Origin of the sequence: Hymenobacter fodinae (genome assembly GCF_004745825.1) — a bacterium.
GTDB classification, from domain to species: Bacteria; Bacteroidota; Bacteroidia; order Cytophagales; family Hymenobacteraceae; genus Hymenobacter; species Hymenobacter fodinae.
In genome coordinates this window covers 1-21,230 of the sequence record NZ_SRLA01000004.1, presented here as the reverse complement: position 1 = coordinate 21,230, position 21,230 = coordinate 1, and the positions used below count along the sequence as shown (strand labels likewise).

At 54.4% G+C, this 21,230-nt stretch carries 20 protein-coding genes and 1 tRNA gene; 16 read left to right on the top strand and 5 right to left on the bottom strand.

What is annotated here, in order from left to right:
- Positions 1-30 precede the first annotated feature (30 nt).
- Positions 31-399, bottom strand: a complete 369-nt coding sequence (locus EU556_RS17900; RefSeq protein ID WP_135435516.1) for an ADP-ribosylation/crystallin J1 — start codon at positions 397-399, stop codon at positions 31-33.
- Positions 400-624: 225 nt separating this feature from the next.
- The gene (locus EU556_RS17895; protein WP_135435515.1) at positions 625-2,490 is read right to left on the bottom strand and encodes a hypothetical protein; all 1,866 of its coding nucleotides are present in this window, start codon (positions 2,488-2,490) and stop codon (positions 625-627) included.
- 154 nt (positions 2,491-2,644) lie between these two features.
- Between EU556_RS17895 and EU556_RS17890 the strand changes: the two genes are divergently transcribed.
- The 3 genes from EU556_RS17890 to EU556_RS17880 all read left to right on the top strand — a co-directional run bounded on the left by EU556_RS17890 (position 2,645) and on the right by EU556_RS17880 (position 4,937).
- Positions 2,645-3,589: a GNAT family N-acetyltransferase gene (locus EU556_RS17890; RefSeq protein WP_135435514.1), complete on the top strand. Its 945-nt coding sequence runs from the start codon at positions 2,645-2,647 to the stop codon at positions 3,587-3,589.
- Entirely contained in the window at positions 3,577-4,284 is a 708-nt protein-coding gene (gene upp, locus EU556_RS17885; protein ID WP_135435513.1) for a uracil phosphoribosyltransferase, read from the top strand. Before EU556_RS17890 ends, upp begins: the two co-directional genes overlap by 13 nt.
- Positions 4,285-4,535: 251 nt before the next feature.
- Entirely contained in the window at positions 4,536-4,937 is a 402-nt protein-coding gene (locus EU556_RS17880) for a hypothetical protein (RefSeq protein ID WP_210116324.1), read from the top strand.
- 162 nt (positions 4,938-5,099) lie between these two features.
- Here the strand turns inward: EU556_RS17880 and EU556_RS17875 are convergent, their stop codons facing one another.
- Positions 5,100-6,530: a DEAD/DEAH box helicase gene (locus EU556_RS17875; protein WP_135435512.1), complete on the bottom strand. Its 1,431-nt coding sequence runs from the start codon at positions 6,528-6,530 to the stop codon at positions 5,100-5,102.
- A gap of 288 nt (positions 6,531-6,818) precedes the next feature.
- On the opposite strand from EU556_RS17875, the gene EU556_RS17870 reads away from it, so the two are divergent.
- The 3 genes from EU556_RS17870 (at position 6,819) to EU556_RS17860 (ending at position 8,396) form a co-directional block, all read left to right on the top strand.
- A tRNA-His gene (locus EU556_RS17870) sits at positions 6,819-6,894 on the top strand.
- 155 nt (positions 6,895-7,049) lie between these two features.
- The gene (locus tag EU556_RS17865; RefSeq protein WP_135435511.1) at positions 7,050-7,985 is read left to right on the top strand and encodes a PfkB family carbohydrate kinase; all 936 of its coding nucleotides are present in this window, start codon (positions 7,050-7,052) and stop codon (positions 7,983-7,985) included.
- 135 nt (positions 7,986-8,120) lie between these two features.
- Positions 8,121-8,396 (top strand): hypothetical protein, encoded by a 276-nt coding sequence (locus tag EU556_RS17860; protein WP_135435510.1) that lies wholly within the window; start codon positions 8,121-8,123, stop codon positions 8,394-8,396.
- 66 nt (positions 8,397-8,462) lie between these two features.
- Here the strand turns inward: EU556_RS17860 and EU556_RS17855 are convergent, their stop codons facing one another.
- Together EU556_RS17855 and EU556_RS17850 are read right to left on the bottom strand one after the other, a co-directional pair.
- Entirely contained in the window at positions 8,463-9,167 is a 705-nt protein-coding gene (locus EU556_RS17855) for a hypothetical protein (RefSeq protein ID WP_135435509.1), read from the bottom strand.
- Positions 9,168-9,405: 238 nt separating this feature from the next.
- A complete protein-coding gene (locus tag EU556_RS17850) occupies positions 9,406-11,139 on the bottom strand; it encodes a M61 family metallopeptidase (RefSeq protein ID WP_135435508.1) in 1,734 nt (577 codons plus the stop codon).
- A gap of 231 nt (positions 11,140-11,370) precedes the next feature.
- On the opposite strand from EU556_RS17850, the gene rpmH reads away from it, so the two are divergent.
- From rpmH to EU556_RS17800, 10 genes are all read left to right on the top strand, one after another.
- Entirely contained in the window at positions 11,371-11,529 is a 159-nt protein-coding gene (gene rpmH, locus EU556_RS17845; RefSeq protein WP_045689549.1) for a 50S ribosomal protein L34, read from the top strand.
- A 34-nt stretch (positions 11,530-11,563) separates the two neighbouring features.
- On the top strand, positions 11,564-11,989 hold the full coding sequence (locus EU556_RS17840; RefSeq protein WP_135435507.1) for a ribonuclease P protein component: 426 nt from the start codon (positions 11,564-11,566) through the stop codon (positions 11,987-11,989).
- A gap of 23 nt (positions 11,990-12,012) precedes the next feature.
- The gene (locus EU556_RS17835) at positions 12,013-13,722 is read left to right on the top strand and encodes a S41 family peptidase (RefSeq protein WP_135435506.1); all 1,710 of its coding nucleotides are present in this window, start codon (positions 12,013-12,015) and stop codon (positions 13,720-13,722) included.
- A gap of 75 nt (positions 13,723-13,797) precedes the next feature.
- Entirely contained in the window at positions 13,798-14,337 is a 540-nt protein-coding gene (locus EU556_RS17830) for a hypothetical protein (RefSeq protein ID WP_135435505.1), read from the top strand.
- A 31-nt stretch (positions 14,338-14,368) separates the two neighbouring features.
- On the top strand, positions 14,369-15,067 hold the full coding sequence (gene tsaB / locus EU556_RS17825; RefSeq protein WP_135435504.1) for a tRNA (adenosine(37)-N6)-threonylcarbamoyltransferase complex dimerization subunit type 1 TsaB: 699 nt from the start codon (positions 14,369-14,371) through the stop codon (positions 15,065-15,067).
- 74 nt (positions 15,068-15,141) lie between these two features.
- On the top strand, positions 15,142-15,654 hold the full coding sequence (locus EU556_RS17820) for a DUF2480 family protein (protein WP_135435503.1): 513 nt from the start codon (positions 15,142-15,144) through the stop codon (positions 15,652-15,654).
- Positions 15,655-15,749: 95 nt separating this feature from the next.
- Positions 15,750-17,087, top strand: coding sequence for an APC family permease (locus EU556_RS17815; RefSeq protein WP_135435502.1), 1,338 nt, complete (start codon positions 15,750-15,752; stop codon positions 17,085-17,087).
- A gap of 18 nt (positions 17,088-17,105) precedes the next feature.
- Positions 17,106-17,936, top strand: coding sequence for an ion transporter (locus tag EU556_RS17810; protein ID WP_135435501.1), 831 nt, complete (start codon positions 17,106-17,108; stop codon positions 17,934-17,936).
- Between the two features lie 68 nt (positions 17,937-18,004).
- Complete coding sequence (locus tag EU556_RS17805; protein WP_135435500.1) at positions 18,005-19,288, top strand: hypothetical protein; 1,284 nt, start codon at positions 18,005-18,007, stop codon at positions 19,286-19,288.
- Positions 19,289-19,330: 42 nt separating this feature from the next.
- On the top strand, positions 19,331-20,728 hold the full coding sequence (locus EU556_RS17800; RefSeq protein WP_135435499.1) for a serine hydrolase: 1,398 nt from the start codon (positions 19,331-19,333) through the stop codon (positions 20,726-20,728).
- Positions 20,729-21,230: the final 502 nt, after the last annotated feature.

The window sequence follows — 21,230 nt, the reverse complement described above, 5'->3', positions numbered from 1 at the left end:
GGGCGGCACCGGCTCTGCCTAGGCCAGTGCCTAGTGGCCTAGGCGGCCTTCCAGCATGGCCACAATCTCAATCTGGCCAATGAGCTGCTGATTGAAATCGGCCAATTCTTCCTCAGGCACGCAAAGCGCCTCCTGCTCTAGCCCGCCCACTGTGGTGCGCATCGGGAAGCAGGCGGCGTACTCCGCATCAACGGCGAAGCGCAGCACGTAGGCCACGGCTTCCGACTGGCCCGACTGATGTACCAACCGCGCTGCGTATTCCTCCCGAAGGGTCGGGCAAAAGCTAGGCCACTCGGGTCGCCGCTCCGGAAACGCCAGCCAGCCCGAAGCCGCAATCAGGTCCATCTCTTGCTGTTCAACCGGCCAGTATAAAAGCAGAGCTGAAGGTTCGTGCCGCATTCTTTTTAGTTAAGTGAGAAGGTGATGGGGTGATAAGGTAATGAGGAGATACAAGTAGACTGGCCTAGGATTAGAATCGCTTTGTCCTAATGCAAGAAGGATCTTCCCACGGAAGGACGAGGCGCTAGGCCAGTCGTTCTTGCGCGGTAAGATCCTTCGCTTTACTCAGGATGACGTGCTTGGTACTTTACTACCTCGTCACCTCATCCCTTCATCACTAAACTACTAGAACTCGTGTAAGCGCTGGGCAATGTTCCAGCGTAGCGCTACGGTTGCCAGCGCCGTAGTGCCTGCCGTGAAGAAAGGCACGGGCTGGTCGAGGGTGCGGTGGCGAACAACGAGCTTGCCATCCAGGAACAGATTGTGGGCGGCTTGGTAGCTGGCCGTGAAGTCGCCGTGGAAGAGGTAGGAGGTAGGGCCGCTGCCCACCACAAACCCATATTCGCGGGGCTGGCCGTTGGCATCGAGGGGGCGGTTGGTATAGGGGAGCAGCACGTTAGAGCCGTAGTTCTGGCCGACTGGGTCGAGTCCCTGTTTGCTGTAGAAGCCCTTGGCTACCACATTCAGGCGCGGAATGGGCTGGTAGCTCGCAATACCAACTAGCTCCCACAGGTTGGCGCCCATTGGGTGAGCCAGCGGCTGCTGATAATGCTGATAGTCGCGGAACTTGTCGAGGTGCTGGTACATGTAAGGGCGGATGTAGTTGAACTCGCCCTGGATATCGAAGTTCTTGATGCCCGCCACGTTGATGTACTTGCCCCCCAGCTGGAAGCCTTGCTTGTTGGCCCACCAGCCGTTGCCAGCCCTGATTTGACTGAGCACAAATTCATCCAGCACCAGTTGCCCGTAAAGCTGCAGGCGGCGCTTAATGTTCCACTTAAAGTCGAGGCCCAGCAGCGCGTTATCTGCTGAGCCAATGCCTTGCTCCACGGCCCGGTAGAAGATAATGGGGTTCAGGTACTGTAGCTCAAACTGCCCCTTGCTGCGCCCAAATATCTCCGACTCAAACACCCCCACGTTGAGGTTGGGCAAGATGTCAATGCTGAGGTGGTGCAGCGCCATGTACTTCTTCTGGTACACGGTATCAGCGTTGGCCTTGTTGGCAGTGAGTTGCGCGAACAGGTTCTGGTAATGAAACTTCCAGATGCGGGTCTGGGCCTTCAGAAACAGGTAGGGCGCCGCATAATCCGACAGAATCAGGCTACGGTAGCCGTTCCCGATCTGGTTGCGGTCGTGGCCAAATTGTAAGCTAACGTGGCGGCTGGCCGCATAAGTCAGGTAGCCGCGGGCCGAGAGAAAGTCGTATTGGCCCGGTACGTCCTTGAAGGGTTTCCAGTAGGCCTCGTGCGGCACCACGCTCGATTCCTGACCGTTGCTACCGTCGCGCTCAATACGCTGCTGCACGTACAGCGGTACGGCCATCTGGTTATCGGTCAGGAACGTGTAAAAGCCCAGGCGGCCATCAATAGTGCCTTCTACCTGCACCCCGCGGGTGTTCAGGAAGGTGTAGTTTTTGGTGCCATCGTTGTTGCCCAAGCTGAGGCCTAGCACCGGATTTACACGCAACGAAAAATCGGGTAGCTCCAGGCTGTACAGATCGGAGCGACGCTGGTAGAAATGCTTAAGAATGGGCTCGGGCCGCAGATTGATAGCCGAATCCTGCCGGGCATCGTGCCAGTTGTCGCGCAGCAAATAGCGCACATTGAAGCGGTCCTGCCGCGACAACCCCGCCGAAGAATCTTGCAGAATACGTTCGGCTAGGCGGGCTACAGCCGCCCGGGTATAGGGGCGCACAGAGGTGTGCGGGTCGGCCAACGAATCGGAGCCGTATTGAATGGCGTACCGATCAATCAGGCGGTAAATATCCGCGTCGAGGGGCACGTAGGTAGTGCCCATGGTAGTCTTGGCTGGTTTGCTAGCGCCCACATTTCGGGCCGCCGACTTCTCGGGGGTCGGTTCTTGGGGCGGCTTGTCGTAGGTGAGCCAGTTGCCCTGGCCGTCGGTGGGGCGGGTGGTGGGGGTATCTTGGGCCACGGCGGGCACCGCCAGCAGGCTCGTCAGACCCAGATAAAGGAGGTAGGATTTTCTCATAAGCAGAGCCCATTACGCCGAAACCGACGAGCGGGTCGGCAAACCTACGCAGTATCGGCAAGAGTGGAATGAGGACCCAACGAATGAGCAGGAAAAATCGTCTGCCAGTGGCCTAGCAAACCGCGGCAACCGGCCCGCCGCTTACCTTTGAGCTATGCCCACGCGCCTGCTCCGCCACCACGAAATTGACCTTGCTGCCTGGGATGCCTGCGTGGCTTCGGCTCAGGAAGTGGTGCCCTACGCGCATTCGTGGTGGTTGCAAGCCACCGCGGGCCGCTGGGATGCTGTGGTGGAGGTAGATGAAGCCACGGGCCACTACCTAGGCCTGTGGCCGCTGCCCGTCAAGCACAAGCTGTGGCAGCAAGAAGTTTATCAGCCGCCGTTTACGCAGCAATTGGGCTTTATAGGGGCCGCTGAAGTGAAGGGTAAGGTGAGAGATACAACTCTTATTCAGCAGTACCCCCGCTTCTACACGCAACTCAACGACGCAAATAAGCTGCTGGATATAGACGATGAGCTTGCTCTGCAGGTGCAGCAACGTACCACCTATCATCTGCCATTAGCAGTGGCCTATGATGCACTGCGGCAGGGCTACGCGGCCGACTACCAGCGGCGGCTGCGTCTACATGAGGTAGCTGCTGCTCCGTTGCGAGTTAGGCAAACGCAGGATGTAGCGCCTTTACTGGCATTGTTTAGAGCAACCAAGGGCACAGCCGCCGGCCTGAAAGCGCGCCACTACCGCGTGCTAGGCCAGTTGGCAGCTGAGCTGCAGGCCCGTCACCTCCTAGAACTAGTGGAAGTACGCCACCCGCAAACGCAGGAGTTGCTGGCCGGAGCGCTATTTGTGCAGTATCGCACCCGATTGATTTATCTGTTTGCCGCGGCTTCGGTGGATGGCAAGAAAGCTGGTGCTCCGCTGCTGCTGCTCGACCACCAAATACGGCGTCACGCGGGTACGCCTCACCTTATTCTGGATTTTGAGGGCGGCATGATACCGTCTATTGCTCGTTTTTTCGCCAATTTCGGGGCCACGCCCGTACCCTACGTGGCCCTATCCTTCACTTCTCAACGACCCTGGTATCTCTCATGGATGCGCTGAAGCCTACCTCCCCCGACTCTCTAGCTGCTGCGGATGCTGCGTCTGCGGCCAGCCGCGTCCACGTTGTGTGCGCTGAACCATCCATTGCCAATCATTTTCTGGCCGAACTGCGCGACGTGACCGTGCAGCAAGATTCATTGCGTTTTCGCCGTAACCTGCAGCGCCTCGGCGAAATCATGGCCTACCGCATCAGCTCCCAGCTGAGCTATACCGACAAAACTGTGCGCACCCCACTCGGCGAGTCCAGCAGCAAGCACCTGCACGACTTCCCGGTGCTGGCCACCGTACTGCGGGCCGGCCTGCCGTTTCACCAAGGCTTCCTGAACTACTTCGATCAGTCGCCCTCGGCGTTTGCGGCCGCTTACCGCATTGAGGGCACTGCCCAAGTGCAAGTACAAGTCGACTACCTATCGGCCCCTAACCTGGATGAGCGGGTACTGATTCTGGCCGACCCCATGCTGGCCTCGGGCAAATCGTTGGTGCAAACTTACCGCGCCATGCTACGCTTCGGTACGCCTCGGCAGGTGCACATTGCCGCCGTTATTGCCAGCCCCCAAGGTGTAGAGTACGTAACCCGCGAAATACCTGAGGCCAACCTATGGGTAGCCGCCATTGATGACCACCTCAATGAGCAGGCCTACATCGTGCCGGGTCTTGGTGACGCCGGCGACTTGGCATACGGCAGCAAGCTCTAGGCCACCCAAGGTTGGCAGGAGCGTTACCCCGGAAAGGGTAAGGTATTTGCGGGGTTGGTACGTCCTGTGGTAAAGGCAATACATTGGTAACGTATGTGGCCCAACCACACCGTGCCAGCAGTAGTTGTCAGGAAGGCAACGTTTTCTCGCCAGTGTGCATTTCCAAGAGTACTAAGTAGTTTCAGTTCGCATCAGTGGTTCCAGTAGTTTTAAAATACGCGTCGGTTTTCCTGCTCAGCATGTTCAAATTTGTGGCAGGACCTGTAGCGGGCATTGCCGCCGGTTTGCCCATGGCGCTCGTGTGGGGACTATCGGTGACCGGCATGATGACCACGGTAGTTATCATTTCCGGCGTTGGCCGAGCCTGGGCGCTGCATCAGCGTCGGAAGCGTGAGCAAAAAGGCAAGCCACTGTTCAGCCGCAAAAGCCGCGTTATTGTGCGTATTTACCGGCGGTTTGGCATTGTGGGTATTGCCTTTTTAACGCCTATTCTGTTCAGCCCCATTGGTGGTACCGTCATTGCCACGCAGCTGCACGTGCCCCGTTGGCGCATTCTGCTGCACATGCTCTGGAGTGCCGTACTATGGGGTGGTACCCTCACTATGCTGGCCATCCGCTTCAGTCACCTCCCCATCTTCGACCATTACCGGTAAGCTTCGCGAAACGAGCCGCTAGGCCACTTTCAACTTGCTCTAAAGCGACAATATAAAAGCCCTGACCTCACGTGTGGAGGTCAAGGCTTTTCAGTTCTATTTCAAGAAGAGCCGTTACCGTGGCGTATCCTTTTGCTGCCCGGTTAGTGGCCTAGCGCTTTGCTACTTGCTCCGGCGGTTGCGGGCCCGGCCCTGAGCAGCGCGGAATGCTTTAGCAGAAGGGGAGGAGGCTTTGCCTTTTGAGGGGTTGGCCTTGTTGCCCTTCTGGCTACGGTTAGGACCCACGGCAAACTCCCGACCCGTGCGCTTATCAATGGTTACGCCAGGCTTAATCCACTCTTTCCGCTCGTGGAAGGCCCCTTTAAAGGTTGGGTCTTCGCGTTTGCGACGCTCATCCTTTTCGCGGTCCATGCTCTGCTGCTCCTCAAAGGGCGTGGGCACCACCTGTACTTCGGGCGGCAGCGGTAGCAGCGGAATCTCCTGCCGAATTAGCTCGGCAATCTTTTCCATATGGTGCATTTCGGCCTCGTTAGCGAAAGTAATGGCCGCCCCCGTGTGCTGAGCCCGTCCCGTGCGCCCAATGCGGTGCACGTAGTCGTCGTACACTAGCGGCACATCAAAGTTGATAACGTGACTAACCTCGGGCACATCGATGCCGCGAGCAGCTACGTCGGTAGTTACCAAGAACCGCACCTCGCCGCCTTTAAATGCTTCCATAGCATTGATGCGCACATTTTGGCCTTTATTGCCGTGAATGGTGCGTACCTCGCCGTGGGCCCGGCGCTTCAGAAAGTTTGATACATTCTCGGCGTGCTGCTTGGTGCGCGTGAAAATCATCACCCGGCTAAAGGTGTCCCAATCGAGCAGCAGGTACTCCAGTAGGTTAATCTTAGTGACCAGGTTGGGTACCTCATACAGGCTCTGCGACACATTCTGGGCCGAGGTAGCGGCGGGCGTTACCTCTATCCGCACCGGAAACTCCAGAAACTCCTCGCTGAGCGTGGTCACCTTATCGGGCATAGTGGCCGAGAACAGCACGTTCTGGCGCTTGCGCGGAATTACCTCCAAAATGCGCCGGATCTGGGGCATGAAGCCCATGTCCATCATCTTGTCGGCTTCATCCATCACCAAAGTCTTCAGCTCCTTCAGCACCAAGTCGCCTTTGAGGTACAGCTCCATCAGGCGGCCAGGCGTGGCAATCAGGATATCGACGCCCTTGGCTATAGTTTCAATTTGCGTTTTAGGTCCTAGGCCACCGTAGATGGCGAAAATGCGCAGGTCGGTGTAGGTAGCCAGCTTCTTCAGATGAGCTTCCAACTGCATGGCCAGCTCCCGGGTGGGGGCCAGAATGAGGGCACGTGGGTGCGTACCCTGGGCATATTTTACCTTCATCAGCAGGGGCAAACCAAAGGCGGCGGTTTTTCCCGTACCCGTTTGGGCAATACCTAGCACGTCGTGGCCAGCCAGCAGCAGCGGTATGGTTTGCTCCTGCACGGGGGTGGGGCGCTCAAAGCCTGCCTCGGCTACGGCCGTAAGGAGTTGCTTGTTGAGCTTGAAATCGGCAAACGTGAGCGGCTGCGGCGTATCTGACATGACAAAAGGGTATTACAAAGCGCAAAGGTACGGGGAATACCGGCGGCAAACTTGGTTGCGTACTAAATACAAGCGTATGCAGCTGCCTGCAACGGGCATGAGCAGCTGACACTATACCCAGGCAGGCCTAGCCCAAAGTTGCACTGGTCTAGCACAGGTCAATCTATACGCTGCCCATAATGCTTGGTGAAGACTAACAGGCGTTTACGAGTTAACTCTAAAAAAACTCGCACATTCTTTTGCAAAGTAGCGGCTACCGGCTACTTTTGTCGCTCCAATACCCAACACGGTAGGTATAGCTCAGCTGGTTAGAGCGTCGGATTGTGATTCCGAAGGTCGTGGGTTCGAGCCCCATTACTTACCCACCAAAAAAGGCCTCTGCTGCACGGTAGAGGCCTTTTTATTTAACTGCCACCCACGCATCGGGCTCTTTTTCGTGTCTCTTCGGAAGGATTTGCATAGTTGTGGTGTTGCAGCGCAGAAGTGTCTTGCATGAATCACCTTTTACCCCTCTGACCTATGAGTCTGGTTGTTATCGGAACTGTGGCCTTTGACGCCCTGGAAACGCCTTTCGGCAAAACCGACAAGATTGTTGGTGGTGCCGCTACTTACATTGGCCTTTCGGCCAGCTATTCCGTGAAGCCGGTGAAAGTGGTAGCCGTAGTAGGCGACGACTTTGCTCAATCGGATATTCTGCTGTTGGAAGAGCATGGCGTTGATACCGAAGGTCTGCAGATCAAGCAGGGCGAGAAGTCGTTCTTCTGGTCGGGTAAGTACTCCAACGACCTGAACTCACGCGAGACGCTGGCTACCGAACTCAACGTGCTGGCCGATTTCGACCCCGTTATTCCCGACTCGTACCAAGATTGCAAATACCTGATGCTGGGTAACCTCACCCCGCAGATCCAGCGCCTCGTTATTCAGCGCCTAGTAAACCGTCCTAAGCTCATTGTGATGGACACGATGAACTTCTGGATGGATGTAGCGCTGGAAGATCTGAAGACGACTATTGAAATGGTAGACGTACTCAGCATCAACGATGAAGAAGCCCGTCAGCTTTCCGGCGTGCATTCGCTGGTGAAAGCTGCCAAAATCATTCAGGCCATGGGCCCGAAGTATCTCATTATCAAAAAAGGGGAGCACGGTGCCTTGCTGTTCCACAAGAACAAGGTATTCTATGCGCCTGCCCTGCCCCTAGAAGAAGTATTTGACCCCACCGGCGCCGGCGACACCTTCGCAGGAGGTTTCATCGGTTACCTGGCCGCCACCGACGATATCAGCTTCGATAACATGAAGCGCGCCGTAATCCACGGTTCTGCTATGGCATCCTTCTGCGTAGAGAAGTTTGGCACCGAGCGCCTGCTGAACCTCACCCAGGAGGAAATCGAGGCCCGTGAGCAGCAGTTCGCCGACCTAGTAGCCGTAGTACCTGCTTCGGCTGTGCAGAACGCTTAAGCACTGCTTTATCTGCCTGTGCGCCCCTCTGCTTCTGGGTTATCCAGAAGCAGAGGGGCGTTTTCTTTTCAACAACCTTCTGGAAGTTAAAGGGGTAAAAGAGACAAGATTCCTCACCCTTTAGCCTCTACTGTCATGTCTAAGCATAAAAAAGAGAATCCAGCTTCGAATCAAAAAAGCGACTCTGTAATGGGTCCCGATGCCCTGCAGCATGCTCCATCGGTAGACCCTGATACGCGCAGAAACTCCGGCGGTACTCAAGTACAAAACGACAACCAGAACGGCCTCAACGAAGCGGGCAACCACACGAGAAACAACGCCCCCGGTGGTGGCGACAGTGAAAAGGAGCGGACTACGCAGGCAAACAAGCCTCGCCACAATCCAAACCCAAGCCAGCAGAACCAAAAATAGCTTTTGCTTTATCCATTAAAAAGGCCCTTCCAATTCGTTGGAAGGGCCTTTTTACATGAGAGTAGTCTATGGAATAACACTCAGTCGGACCACGCGGGTATCCACATCCCCTTTATCGAAGAAATCCTGCTCAAACAAGATGGTCTTGTTATCAAGCCAGCGCGGGTTGGTGCATCCCCATTCCGTTTGCCGTTCCCAAAGCAGACGCAAGCTAGTGCCCTCCGCCGACCAAAGCTGTAGGCCACTCGGCTCGAAGCGTGCCAGCACATCGGAGTTGCCGCAGACAAAATGGTGGCCATCGGGCGAGATGACGGGCGGCGCCATGAGTTGAGTTTTGCGGCCAGTACGTTGGTCAACCAGCATGTAGTAGCCCCCCTCGTACAGGTGGACCGACACAAGCCACTGCTTTATTTCCGGGAGGCTAGCCACAAACTCGTAGGCCACATTGTTCTCGTTTTCTACGGGGTTGTTAATAAGCTTTATCTCCGGGCCCGATGTTGGGCGCAGCCGCAGTGCCCGGCCAGTGCGTTGCACACGGGGGCCAGCCTGGGCTAGGCGGCGCTTTTCTTCCACCGTAAAATCCAGGAAAGCCTCTTCTTCCTCGGCCGAGGTAGGCTTAGGCGTTAGCCATGCGGGGCTCTCCAGCTTCTCGTATACTGGCCTAGCGGCGGGGTAAATGCGCAGCACCCGGCCCGGTACCTGCACAATCGTGTCGAGGTGATCGAGGCGGTATATCCGGGGCGGCTTGGGCGACTTGGGCAACGGCGGCATAGGGGTTACTGCCGGCCGCTGTTTCTCTGCCGGCTGCATCCTAATGGAGCACGCCGGCAGTATCACAGCCAGGGGCAGAACTTTCGCGACGGTGCGCAGCCGAAACATGACGGTTTTCAACGAAAACGGCGGTACGTAAAGAGAAATCGAATAGTGGGAATTAAGCTGTGGGAAAAAATTTCTAGGAGTAGAAAGAGCAACCCCGGGTTATGAAACACGAGAAAACTCTTTCTACCACTTAAAAATCTTGCTTCAGCCACTGCCGGAAGCTGGCCTGCTGTTCAGGAGTAGCCACCGATAGTTTTTCAACAGTGAACTTCTGCCAGAACCGGTGACCGGGTTCTGCCACCAGAGGCACCGTGAGCAAACGGTTTTGCCGGAATACGGTCACCTCATGCTGGGTAGCTCCGTCGCTGAGGAGAGTATGCAAATTCATGGCTACCCGGCGGCCGTTCACGGCCACTATTTCGTCATCAACAGTAAGTGCCAACGCGGCCGGGGCGTCAGGCAAAATGTCTGTCACTTCGGTGCGCTCATTCTTTACCACCGTCCTGAAGCCATAAACACCTTCTGAAGCCGAAGCGTTTTCTTCCATCAGAAGGCGGCAGCCCACAAACCCTAGCACCCGGTTCAGTGGTTCTTCCAGCGCCGCCGTGCCGTAGATAAACTTATCAAAGTAGGCTTGCATGTCGCGACCCGCTACTTCCTTTACAATTCGGATGTAGTCATACTCGGTGTAGCCCACCCCGGTTTGCCCAAACTCCGTCCAGAGGCGGCGCATCACATCATCGAGGCTGCGCTTATGGTTAGATAGCTGCCGAATGGTCAAGTCGAGGAGTAGTGCTACTAGCGCGCCTTTATGATACACCGATACCTTGCGGTCGGGGACGCCGGGCTTGTAACCATCCAGCCATAGATCCATGCTGGCATCAGCTACTGACAAGTGGTAACGACCATAGTCATCGTAGTGCTTGCGCAACACAGTGTTAAGTTCCTGGAAATACTGCCCGGTGGTGCGTACACCGGCACGGGCCAGCAAATACTCGCCGTAGTAGGTGGTGATGCCCTCCGCAATGAAGCACGTGCGGAAGTAGTTTTCTCGGGCATAATCATAGGGCTGCATTTCCAGGGGCCGAATACTCTTGATATTCCAAGCATGGAATAGCTCGTGGCAGCTCACGCCCAGCAGCTCCTTATATAAGCCTTCCGTCATCAACAACTCAGCCGGGCCTAGCACAATAACGGTAGAGTTGAGGTGCTCCACACCGTGGTAGTGCTTGTAGGGCAGAATCTGGTTCAGGAAATGATAGTCGCTGGCCGGGAAGCCTCCAAATAGCGCAAGCTGCTCCTGCGAGAAAGCGCGGAAGTCGGCCACCAGCCTAGGCCAGTCGACGGGGCATTCACCCTGAATCCAGATATAGAACGGGATGCCCTCTACCTCATAGTTGCGGTACTGCAGAGTAGGGCTGGCAATAAGGGGTGAGTCGGCGAGGTGGTCGAAGTTCTGGGCCTGCAGCGTGTTAGGTCCGCTTTGAGGTAGACCACAGGATAATTGCCAGCCCTCCGGCAAATCCAGCGTGAGTTGGCAGGCTTCCTGCTGCCGACCTTCAATGTACATCAGCGCCTGCACGGGGTTCAGGTAGAGCTGCGTTTCATCAAGCCAAGAGCCACCCGCGTCCATCTGGTGGGCGTAGAAATTGTAGCGCACCCGCACGGTATGGCCCGCCGCATTGGTCACTTGCCACCGGTCCTTCGTGATTTTACGCGTAACAAGCGGTTCGCCCGAAGCTGCGTCCTCAATGACAACATGCTGCAACTTTTGAGCAAAATTTTGAAGCTCATAACGCCCCGGTCGCCACGCCGGGAGTTGCAGTTCCAATGCCTCAGTAGCTCCGGCGGCCACTTCAAAGGTCATTTGGATTTGCAGGTAAAAGGTAAGCGGGTTCTCGAAGGAAGCGTAATAATGGATCATGGAAGCGCGAAACGGCAACTGCCGGTAAACCTGACGTAAAGCTACGAATTGCAGGACGGTAAGTCGGGCTTTTCATACGCGGATTGGCAGAAACCAGTGCAGAGTTGCGCCTACAACCTTAAATGCGGTTTTGGGAGCTGAACTGGAAAAACCACGCGGAACGGTTGTCTTTTCCGATTCATCCTCTTACCTTTGCCGGCCTTACCTGTCACTGAGTCACTTAACCATACCATGAAACGTACTTTTCAGCCTTCGCAGCGCAAGCGCCGCAACAAGCACGGTTTCCGCTCACGCATGGAAACCGCAAACGGCCGCAGCGTAATTGCCCGTCGTCGTGCCAAGGGCCGCAAGCGCCTGACCGTATCCGACGAAGGTCGTCATAAGCGCTAAGCCGCTGACGGCCTCCGCCGCACCGCTCCTGACGATGAATCCTACGCCGGGCGCGCGCTCCTATTCGTTTCCGAAAGAAGAACACTTGTGCCGCAAGAAGCTCATTGATGAGCTCTTCGGTCGGGGTTCTTCTTTTGGTTTATACCCCTTACGGGTGGTATGGCTGCCTACGCCCGCGCCCACTACGGCGCCGCCGCAGGTGTTGGTGAGCGTGAGCAAACGCAACTTCAAGCGCGCCGTCGACCGCAATTACTTTAAGCGCCTCATGCGAGAGGCCTACCGCCTCAACAAATACCGCCTGCTCGAAGCCGATGGTGGGCACCGGGTAGGCCAGTTAGCAATTATCTATACCGGGAAGGAAAAAAAGCCTTTTACCCTGGTCGAAAAAAAATTAATTTCAGGGCTAGAGCGTTTGCTGCTGGATGCCCCTCCAATATCCGGGATGGCGTCTCCTTCGTAGGATAGTTCTCTGCTGCCCCGTCTATGCGTAAAAAATCCTTGGCTGCTGCTGCCCTACTTGGTGGCGCGGCCCTACTCGTATCTTTCCGCTCAGCTTCTGAGAACGAGCGGTACTTCGAAATTGCTAAAAACCTCGACATTTTCGCCACCCTGTTCCGGGAGGTGAACACGTATTATGTCGACGAAATACCGCCGGCGAAGATGGTAAAAACGGGTATTGATGCGATGCTAAAGTCGCTCGACCCCTACACCAACTACATCCCGGAAGATGATATTGAGGACTTCCGTACCATGACGACCGGCCAGTACGGTGGCATTGGGGCAATAGTGGTAAAGCGCAACGGCAAAACGGTGGTGCAGGCGGCTTACGAAGGCTATCCGGCTCAAAAAGCAGGACTGCTGCCCGGTGATGAGATTTTGAGCATCAACGGCGTGGCAGTTGATAAGAAAACCAATTCTGATATCAGCAAGCTGCTGAAAGGTCAGGCTAACTCGCAGGTAAAGTTGCTTGTGACGCGGTACGGGCAGGATGCTCCGGCTGAGATAGTGATTACCCGCGATAAGATTCAGGTGGAAAATGTGCCGTATTACGGTATGCTGACCCCGGAAATCGGGTATTTTCAACTGTCGGGCTTTACGGTTGATGCGGGTAAGGAAGTTCGGTTGGCTGTAGCCAAGCTCAAGGAGCAAGGCGCCAAGAAGCTGGTCTTCGATATCCGCGACAACCCTGGTGGCCTACTGAATGAGTCGGTGAACATTGCCAACTTATTCGTGGACAAGGGCCTCGATATTGTGAGCACTAAAGGCAAGGTTACCGACTGGAACAAGACTTACAAAGCCTTGGATGCGCCTTTGGATACGCAAATCCCGATGGTAGTCATTACATCCAACCGCTCTGCTTCGGCGTCTGAAATCGTATCGGGGGTGTTGCAAGATTATGACCGCGCCGTACTGATAGGAGAGCGTACGTTTGGTAAAGGCCTAGTGCAGGCTACGCGGCCGCTGAGCTACAACTCCCAGTTGAAAGTAACCACAGCCAAGTACTACATTCCGAGCGGCCGTTGCATTCAGGAAATCGACTACAGCCACCGGGCCGATGATGGTACACTGGGTAAAGTGCCAGACTCCCTCCGTACTTCATTTAAAACGCAGGCAGGCCGTACGGTATACGATGGTGGCGGCGTAGCGCCCGATGTAGAGGTGAAGGACCGGGAAATTGCGGATATCACGCGGGTGCTGCTGCAAAAAAGCTACCTGTTTGACTATGCCACCCGTTTCCGGGCCGAACATGCTACTATTGTTCCCGCCCGCCAGTTCTCTTTATCCGATGCCGATTACCAGAAGTTTGTTGATTACCTGAAAAACAAGGATATCAACTACAGCACCGACGCAGAAAAAGCTTTAGCCGACCTCACGAAAAAGGTGAAGGATGAGAAGCACTACGACGATGTGAAAACGGAGCTGGAAGCCATGCGCCGTAAGGTGTCCACCAACAAGAGCAACGACTTAATGCGCTTTAAGCCCGAAATTAAGGAGTTGTTGGAGCAGGAAATTGTATCGCGCTACTACTTCCAGAAGGGCAGTGTAGAAGCCACCTTCGATGACGACCCCAACATTTTGATGGCCCTAAATGTGCTTAACGACCAGGCGCGTTATGCTGCCCTGCTAAAGCCCGGTACGGTAGAAGCCAAGACCCGCCCCGAAGCTAAGCGCAGCACAGCAGGAGGTAAGTAAAGACCTATGTTATTGGAAAACAGAAAAGCAGCCTCATATTGAGACTGCTTTTCTGTTTTATTTAATTTCTATGAAATGAATGATATAGTACTGCGTGCAAAACATTGGCAGGTATTTCTATACAGCTCATCAGCAATTGTACTGGCGAATATTTTAATTAACGAGAACCTCGAATTATCAGGTATTATTGGCGCTATAGGCTATTTCTTCTACTTTCTCTGGTTTGCTTTATTAGGCAATGCATTATTTCGTTTTTTGCCACCTAAAGTCGACTATAGTTTGCTATGGTTCTCGATCAATATTGCACTGATAATAGTGTTTTTTGGAGGGCTAGCTATTCTAACTGAGGATCGCTCAATTCATGCAAAGGGACTTGCAGGGCTATTACTGATTTATGTGTTTTTCGCAATGCTTCATGCACCTTGGTTTCTCGCTGTATCTCTTGTAGCTATAGAAAAGCAGCGTAAACCAGAGTTTGGATTTTACTTTGGAACATTCATGCTTTTTCTGTGCTGGCCTATTGGCGTCTGGGTAATACAACCGCGCATAAATGTCCTCTGGGAAGAAGATCAATGGCAAAGGCAGGCCTTAGATCGGTTAGGAAAAGATAAGTAAAGCTTCCGCGTGGCAGCAGTACCTTTGCTTTATGTCAACGCTGCTGCTTTCCCTCGAAACCTCTTCTCCCGTTTGTTCTGTGGCCTTGCACCGCGTGGCCGATGGTAGCCTCGTAGGCCAGTCGGAGTTGCGGCTGGAGAAATCGCACTCTTCTCACTTGAGCGTATTGGTGAGCCAGCTGCTGGAAAACAGTGGCTATGCTTTACCCGATGTAGCGGCGGTGGCGTTGTCGGATGGTCCGGGGTCTTATACTGGCCTACGCATTGGGGCTGCCGCGGGCAAGGGCTTGTGTTATGCGCTGGATATTCCGTTGGTGGCTGTGAGTACCCTACAAAGCTTAGCGTACCAAGTAGCGGCTAGCACTGCCTGGCCCGAACAGTTTCTATACTGCCCCATGCTGGATGCTCGCCGAATGGAAGTATACGGGGCGCTGTACACCCATACGGGCGAAGAAATAGTGGCTCCCACGCCGCTCGTGCTGGATGCCGACACGTTGTCCGAACAAATGGCCCACCATCGGTTGTTATTCTTCGGAAGTGGGGCAGCGAAGTTTCAGTCGCTGCTCCCAAGCACGGCGCAGGCCGGTTTCTTAACGGAGGTAGTGCCTTCCGCGGTGGCGGTAGGAACTCTCGGTCTGGAGGCCTACCGGCGCGAGGAATTTCGGGACGTGGCCTACTACGAGCCTTTCTACCTCAAGGAAGTGTATACCACCACGCCTAAAGCTCGGTAAGGCTGCCCGTACTGGCCTAGCGTTTCTACTTCAGTATTTAAAAAAAGCTGCCCGCTCTCAGTGGGTCTTATAGCATGGAAGAAATCATCAACCGCGTAGCACAAAGCGCGCTTACTTCCCTCAACCTAGAGGAGCTGCTGCATCCCGGTGAGCGAGTGGTGTACGATATCAAAGACAACCTATTTCACGGGTTGATTCTGCGTGAGAAAGACTTCCGCGAGTTTATTAAAACGCACGATTGGAGCCAGTACGATGGCAAGAACGTGGCCATCATCTGCTCCGCCGACGCTATTGTGCCCACGTGGGCCTATATGCTACTAGCCACCAAGCTGCAGGGACATGCCCACCGCTACGTGTTCGGCAACCTAGAAGCGCTAGAGCAGGAGCTATTCCACGAAGCCATTTCCAAGATTGATGCGGAGGAATACCGCGACGCAAAAGTGGTGGTGAAGGGCTGCGGCTCTATTCCGGTGCCTACATATGCCTACGTAGCTATCATGCAAAAACTGTTGCCAGTGGCAGCCAGTGTGATGTACGGGGAGCCGTGCAGTACGGTACCTCTTTATAAGCGACCCAAAGTGGCCTAGCGGTAAGTACGTTTTTCTCAAACACCCGTCATCCTGCATTCTGGCACAGGGCGACGGGTGTTTTTTTATTCATCTTTACCCAAACTATTACGCATATGCCATCAGAAACCCCCGTTGCCTCCTATAAAATCAGTGTCCTCACAGGTATTGCCATTGTGGTGGCTAGTATGGTTGGGACGGGGGTATTCACCAGTTTGGGGTTTCAGGTGTTAGGCATCCAGAGTGGCTTCGCCTTGCTCATGTTATGGGCCGTGGGCGGGGTTATTGCGCTTTGCGGGGCCCTATGCTACGGCGAGCTGGCCGCCGCCATGCCGCGCTCAGGGGGCGAGTATCATTACCTGTCCCAGATCTATCATCCGGTGCTGGGCTTTTTGTCCGGGTGGGTTTCGGCTACGGTGGGGTTTGCCGCTCCCACCGCGTTGGCCGCTATGGCGCTGGGTAAGTACACGCAAAGTGTGTGGCCTAGCGTATCGCCCACGGCCTTATCCATCGGCGTTGTAGTAGCCCTGACGCTGGTACACGCCCTGAGCCGTCGGGTGGGCAGCCGCTTGCAGGTGGTAATTACGTCTGTAAAAGTGCTGGTGCTACTAGCCTTCATCGGGGCAGGCTTGGTAGTGGCTACTCCACAGTCACTAGTCTTTCTGCCACACTCTTCCTCCGATTGGCACCAAGTGTTGAGCCCAGCCTTCGCCGTTTCCTTAATTTATGTGTCCTACGCTTATTCTGGCTGGAACGCGGCAGTATACCTCACTGGGGAAGTGCGGGACCCGCAGCGCAACCTCCCCCGAATTCTGCTGATAGGTACGGCCATTGTGCTTTGCCTGTACGTTAGCCTCAACTTTGTATTTCTGTATTCTACCCCTATCTCTCAATTGGCTGGTCAGGTTGAAGTGGGCTTTGTGGCCGCTACCAATTTATTCGGGATAGGAGTAGGGCGGCTCATGGGCGGCGTAATAGCCGTGCTGTTAGTTTCTACCATCAGCTCCATGATCTTCGCCGGACCTCGCATTGTGCAGGTGATGGGGGAGGACTTAGCACCCTTGCGCCCACTGGCCAAAAGGAGTCAACAAGGAATTCCGGTGCGCGCTATGCTACTTCAGCTAGCCCTCACTCTCTTGTTTGTCGTGTCAGCCACGTTTGAGGCAGTATTGGTGTACGCCGGGTTTATCCTGAGCTTATTTACGTTTCTAACAGTGCTAGGCCTGTTTGTGCTTCGGTTTAAGCGCCCCGAATTACTCCGGCCTTACCGCACGTGGGGGTATCCAATTACGCCGTTGCTATTCCTCGGGCTTAATGGCTGGACGCTCTGGTTTCTGGCCCATGACAAGCCACTCGAAACCTGCTACGGCTTGCTGACACTGGCGGTAGGCCTAGTTATTTATTTTCTAGGCCAGTGGGCGGCGCATCGGTTCGCGCAGTTGGGCCGTACGTGAGTTTATTTCTGCATCTACATGGAAGCTCGCCCTCAGCCCACTACTCCTGGCTGGCGCCTCCGGGCCTATAGCATCATCTTCGAGTCGGATACACCCGCGGGCCGCGCCTTTGATATTATACTGTTGTGGGCCATACTGCTGAGTGTGCTAGCAGTAATGCTGGAGAGTGTTCAACGCATCAACGCTGTCTATGGCCCCATACTCCGGGCGGTGGAGTGGGTATTTACAGTTATTTTTCTGATAGAGTACGTGGCCCGCTTGGTTGTTGTGCGTCGACCGCTGACGTACGCCCTGAGTCTGCTAGGTATCGTCGACTTTCTATCGGTAGTGCCTACCCTAATTAGTTTGGCGCTGGCCGGCAGCCAATACTTACTGGTAATCCGAACGCTACGGCTGCTACGGGTATTCCGTATTTTCAAGCTAGGCCAGTTTGTGGGCGAGGGTGAGTTCATTGTGCGGGCCCTGAAAGCGAGCCGCTTCAAAATCATGGTGTTCCTGACAGCCGTGCTCACCTTAGTAATAATTATCGGTACGCTCATGTACGTGGTGGAGGGCGGGCAGAACGGCTTCACCAGCATCCCGCAAAGTATATACTGGGCCATCGTAACGCTGACTACCGTGGGCTACGGGGATATTTCTCCGGTCACCGTGCTGGGCAGAACCTTGGCTTCTATTCTTATGATACTTGGGTACGCCATTATTGCCGTTCCTACCGGAATTGTGTCCGCCCAAATGGCTGCGCCATCAGGTACCTCACCAACCTATAAGCAGGTTATTTGCCACGTCTGCCAGGCTACCGATCATAAGCCCGAAGCTGAATACTGCTGGCGCTGTGGTGAGAAGTTGTAGGGCCCGCCTGCCTATGGCGGAGCTACGGAGGTTTGTTTACTTTCGCCCCTGCACTTTCCCTCCAACTCATGCGCCTCCCCGCTGTCCGGCTCGCATTGCCGGTTTTCTTGGCTGCTCTAGCGGCTTGCTCCGATCAACCTAAGACGCAGGTCGAACAGGCCGCCGCTAAGTCAGCTGTAGTTCCCGATTCTGCCGCTAGGCCACCAGCACCAGTTACGCCCCCGGCCCCAAAAGTCACCCCCGAGCAAGACATGGCTTCTTTCTTGGCCGGGATGCCCGTCAGCACCGGAAGTGAGTTGCAGCCACTAACAGCACAGCCCGCCTGGCAGGCTTTCTCCGCCGATGCCAACAAAAGCTGGGTTAAGTACGACTCTACCCGTACTGTAAAAATTGAGCGCTGGGCTTCCCAAGAGTTAGATTCCGTGCGCAAAGCCAGCCCCACTATTTTTTACCCCTTCAGCGGCCCCGACTTTCTCAATGCCACTACCATGTTTCCTGGTAGCAGCCGCTACGTTCTTATTGGGCTAGAACCAGTCGGCTCGTTACCGTCGGAAACCACATTGCAAAACCCGAAGCTGTTTCCGGCACTTAAAGCTTCTCTGTGGTCGGTGCTCAACTTCAGCTTCTTCCGCACCAACGATATGGCCGTTGACCTCAACGGTAAAACAACAGATAGCTCCTGGATTGCGAAACGCAAACAGCAAATGGGCGTGAAGCCAGCAAAAGAAGTAACCCTCGATGGCGTGCTTCCGCTGCTGCTGCTGTTCGCGGCCCGCACCGACCATCAGGTAACCGCCGTACGCTACATTCAGCTAAATGCTGATGGCCAGGTGGTGGAGGCGGACACTGCCACTATTCGCAAACCCGGTTTGAAAACTGTGCCTGGCGTTGAGTTAACGCTGAAGGCAAAGGACGGCCTAGAAAAATCAGTAGTCTATTTCTCCGCCGACCTCAGCGACTGGAAGCTGGGTGTTACTAAAGAAGTGGTCTTGAAATATGTACGCACGCTAGGCCCATTGACTACTTACGTGAAGTCAGCTACTTACCTCATGCACAAAAGCTACTTCAGTAAAGTGCGCAACGTGGTATTAGAGCGCAGCAATTTCATTTTGCAAGATGATTCCGGTATTGCGATGAAGTATTTCCCCGTTGCCAACTGGAAGTTCACCTATTACGGCACGTATAAGCGTCCTATTAATTTATTCGCCAAGCAGTATCAGCCAGCTCTCACGGCGGCTTACACCGATTCTGCGCATCCGCCTAGGCCACTTCCATTTGGTACTGGCTACAACTGGCGCCAAACCGACTCTAACCTGTTGCTAGCTCAGCGCACAAAGCCAGTAACTGAATAATTCAGTAGCCAAACAGTCTTTTGAATAGCCATACCATTCGGTGTGGCTATTTTTATGGGTACATCTTCAGCTATAGTAGGGGAGGAACGTACGAAGAGAACCTCTCTGAGTATTAGTCAAAGCGAATTCAACTGCAGTATGGCCTACGCAACACGGCTGCTTTACTTTCTGCTGTGCCTGCCACTCACGCGCAGTGAGCAGCCCATTAGCGTCTCAAGTCAACTTCCAGAAGCTCCTGTGCGGGTTGCTAATAGTCGCCTGCTCGATAGTCTGCTGCGTGCTGACCCGCGCCTTCTGCCCGTTGTACAGCGCGCCGAGGAGTATGAACTGCAAATTATCTACACCCAGATTAACCGTGATGCGCAAAGCCAGCCTCACTTTGTGCAGCATGAATTTCGGCTCGATGCTCGCCAGTATTTCAATCCGGCCAGTATGGTTAAGCTACCTACGGTCGCGTTGTCGTTAGAGAAATTGAACCAACTTCAAGTTCAGGGACTCAACCGGCGCACTCCCATGGCCACCCTGGCGGACCACAGCTGCCAAACTGCCGCTCCTTATATAGTATCAGCCGACTCCGACAAGGTGAACACAGTTGGCAACTATATCAAGCGCATGCTGCTGGTCAGCGACAACCAAGCCTACAATCGGCTCTACGAGTTTCTAGGCCAGGGTCCACTTAATCAGCGGCTTAAGCAGCTTGGATATCCAAATGCGCGAATCGTGCGGCGTTTCGCCCCTTGCGATACCGCCGCTAATCGCTACACCAACCCCATTAGTTTCCGCAGTGCCCAAACCAAAGAGGTAGTTTATCAGCAACCAGCAGTAGTTAACCGGCAACCACTATCTGCTCCACTAGGCCACATTACAAAAGGTAGAGCATACCAAGCAGGAGGCCACATCATCCAACAGCCATACGATTTCACAACGGCCAATTACCTTCCTCTGGCAGATGTAACAGATATGCTTCGCGCTATTCTGTTCCCAGAAGCAACTCCCGCAAACCAGCGTTTTCAGCTAACTCCCCTCGATTACGCCTTTCTGCGCTACTATTTGTACCAAACTCCACATGGCTCAGGGTATAGCCTATATCAGTCCGCACGCTATTTTGATGCGTATAAAAAGTATCTCTATTACGGACGCAGCCCCAAAGCTACAGCGCAGTCAGGGCTACATATATATAATATAGTAGGGATGTCGCACGGCTATCTTGCCGATGTAGCCTACTTCGCCGACTCTACTCAGCACACGGAGTTTCTCTTGAGTGCAGTACTATATGTCAACAAAGACGGGGTTATCAATGATGGCAAGTATGAATACGAATCCGTAGGCCTGCCCTTTCTCGCCGCCTTAGGTCAGCAGATTCAGCAATACGAAGCAAAAAGAATCCGCCCATACCCCGCAAAGCTGGACGAATGGTTTCAAGATAACGGGATAAAGTAGCAGGAGAAGGAAGTGGAAGCTCGACTTGCTGACGATACCAGAGGGAAATGATAAGTTTTTTCATTCCTCAGTGAACTAACCTCCCTACGTAAGTAGTTATGCCACAGCCTACGGAGAGAAGGAGGGGGCTAGACGCATTCTACGGCGCTTAAAATTTTCTCGGGCAGGCTTGCAAAAGCGAAATGAAAGGCGGACTTTTGCACTCCCAAATCGAACGGAGGCGGGTTACGAACCGGGCGCAGAAAAAGTTGCGCGGCGCACTAGGAAAAGCAGAAACGCTCTGCGTACCTTTGCACCCCGCTTCAAGAGGAAGCGCCGAGGCACCCGAGATAGAAAAAAAGTTTTTGCTTCTCGCTTGCTAGTTCGAAAAAGCTGCTTACCTTTGCACCCCGCTTCCGACCAGAAAGTGGCCTAGGGCGCGGGAAACGCCGAAAGCGAAAAAGTTTTTTGTCTTCGGGGTTGCAAACGAAGAAAACAAAGCAGTATCTTTGCAGCCCGCTTC

Bases quoted from the DNA above. Each gene is read 5' to 3' on its own strand.
- EU556_RS17835 (WP_135435506.1), top strand. From the start codon at position 12,013: ATGCGTAAAAAATCCTTGGCTGCTGCTGCCCTACTTGGTGGCGCGGCC.
- EU556_RS17815 (WP_135435502.1), top strand. From the start codon at position 15,750: ATGCCATCAGAAACCCCCGTTGCCTCCTATAAAATCAGTGTCCTCACA.
- EU556_RS17840 (WP_135435507.1), top strand. From the start codon at position 11,564: ATGAATCCTACGCCGGGCGCGCGCTCCTATTCGTTTCCGAAAGAAGAA.
- EU556_RS17860 (WP_135435510.1), top strand. From the start codon at position 8,121: ATGTCTAAGCATAAAAAAGAGAATCCAGCTTCGAATCAAAAAAGCGAC.
- EU556_RS17850 (WP_135435508.1), bottom strand. From the start codon at position 11,139: ATGATCCATTATTACGCTTCCTTCGAGAACCCGCTTACCTTTTACCTG.
- EU556_RS17820 (WP_135435503.1), top strand. From the start codon at position 15,142: ATGGAAGAAATCATCAACCGCGTAGCACAAAGCGCGCTTACTTCCCTC.
- EU556_RS17890 (WP_135435514.1), top strand. From the start codon at position 2,645: ATGCCCACGCGCCTGCTCCGCCACCACGAAATTGACCTTGCTGCCTGG.
- EU556_RS17830 (WP_135435505.1), top strand. From the start codon at position 13,798: ATGAATGATATAGTACTGCGTGCAAAACATTGGCAGGTATTTCTATAC.
- tsaB (WP_135435504.1), top strand. From the start codon at position 14,369: ATGTCAACGCTGCTGCTTTCCCTCGAAACCTCTTCTCCCGTTTGTTCT.
- EU556_RS17875 (WP_135435512.1), bottom strand. From the start codon at position 6,530: ATGTCAGATACGCCGCAGCCGCTCACGTTTGCCGATTTCAAGCTCAAC.
- rpmH (WP_045689549.1), top strand. From the start codon at position 11,371: ATGAAACGTACTTTTCAGCCTTCGCAGCGCAAGCGCCGCAACAAGCAC.
- EU556_RS17895 (WP_135435515.1), bottom strand. From the start codon at position 2,490: ATGAGAAAATCCTACCTCCTTTATCTGGGTCTGACGAGCCTGCTGGCG.
- EU556_RS17900 (WP_135435516.1), bottom strand. From the start codon at position 399: ATGCGGCACGAACCTTCAGCTCTGCTTTTATACTGGCCGGTTGAACAG.
- EU556_RS17865 (WP_135435511.1), top strand. From the start codon at position 7,050: ATGAGTCTGGTTGTTATCGGAACTGTGGCCTTTGACGCCCTGGAAACG.
- EU556_RS17855 (WP_135435509.1), bottom strand. From the start codon at position 9,167: ATGCCGCCGTTGCCCAAGTCGCCCAAGCCGCCCCGGATATACCGCCTC.
- upp (WP_135435513.1), top strand. From the start codon at position 3,577: ATGGATGCGCTGAAGCCTACCTCCCCCGACTCTCTAGCTGCTGCGGAT.
- EU556_RS17805 (WP_135435500.1), top strand. From the start codon at position 18,005: ATGCGCCTCCCCGCTGTCCGGCTCGCATTGCCGGTTTTCTTGGCTGCT.
- EU556_RS17810 (WP_135435501.1), top strand. From the start codon at position 17,106: ATGGAAGCTCGCCCTCAGCCCACTACTCCTGGCTGGCGCCTCCGGGCC.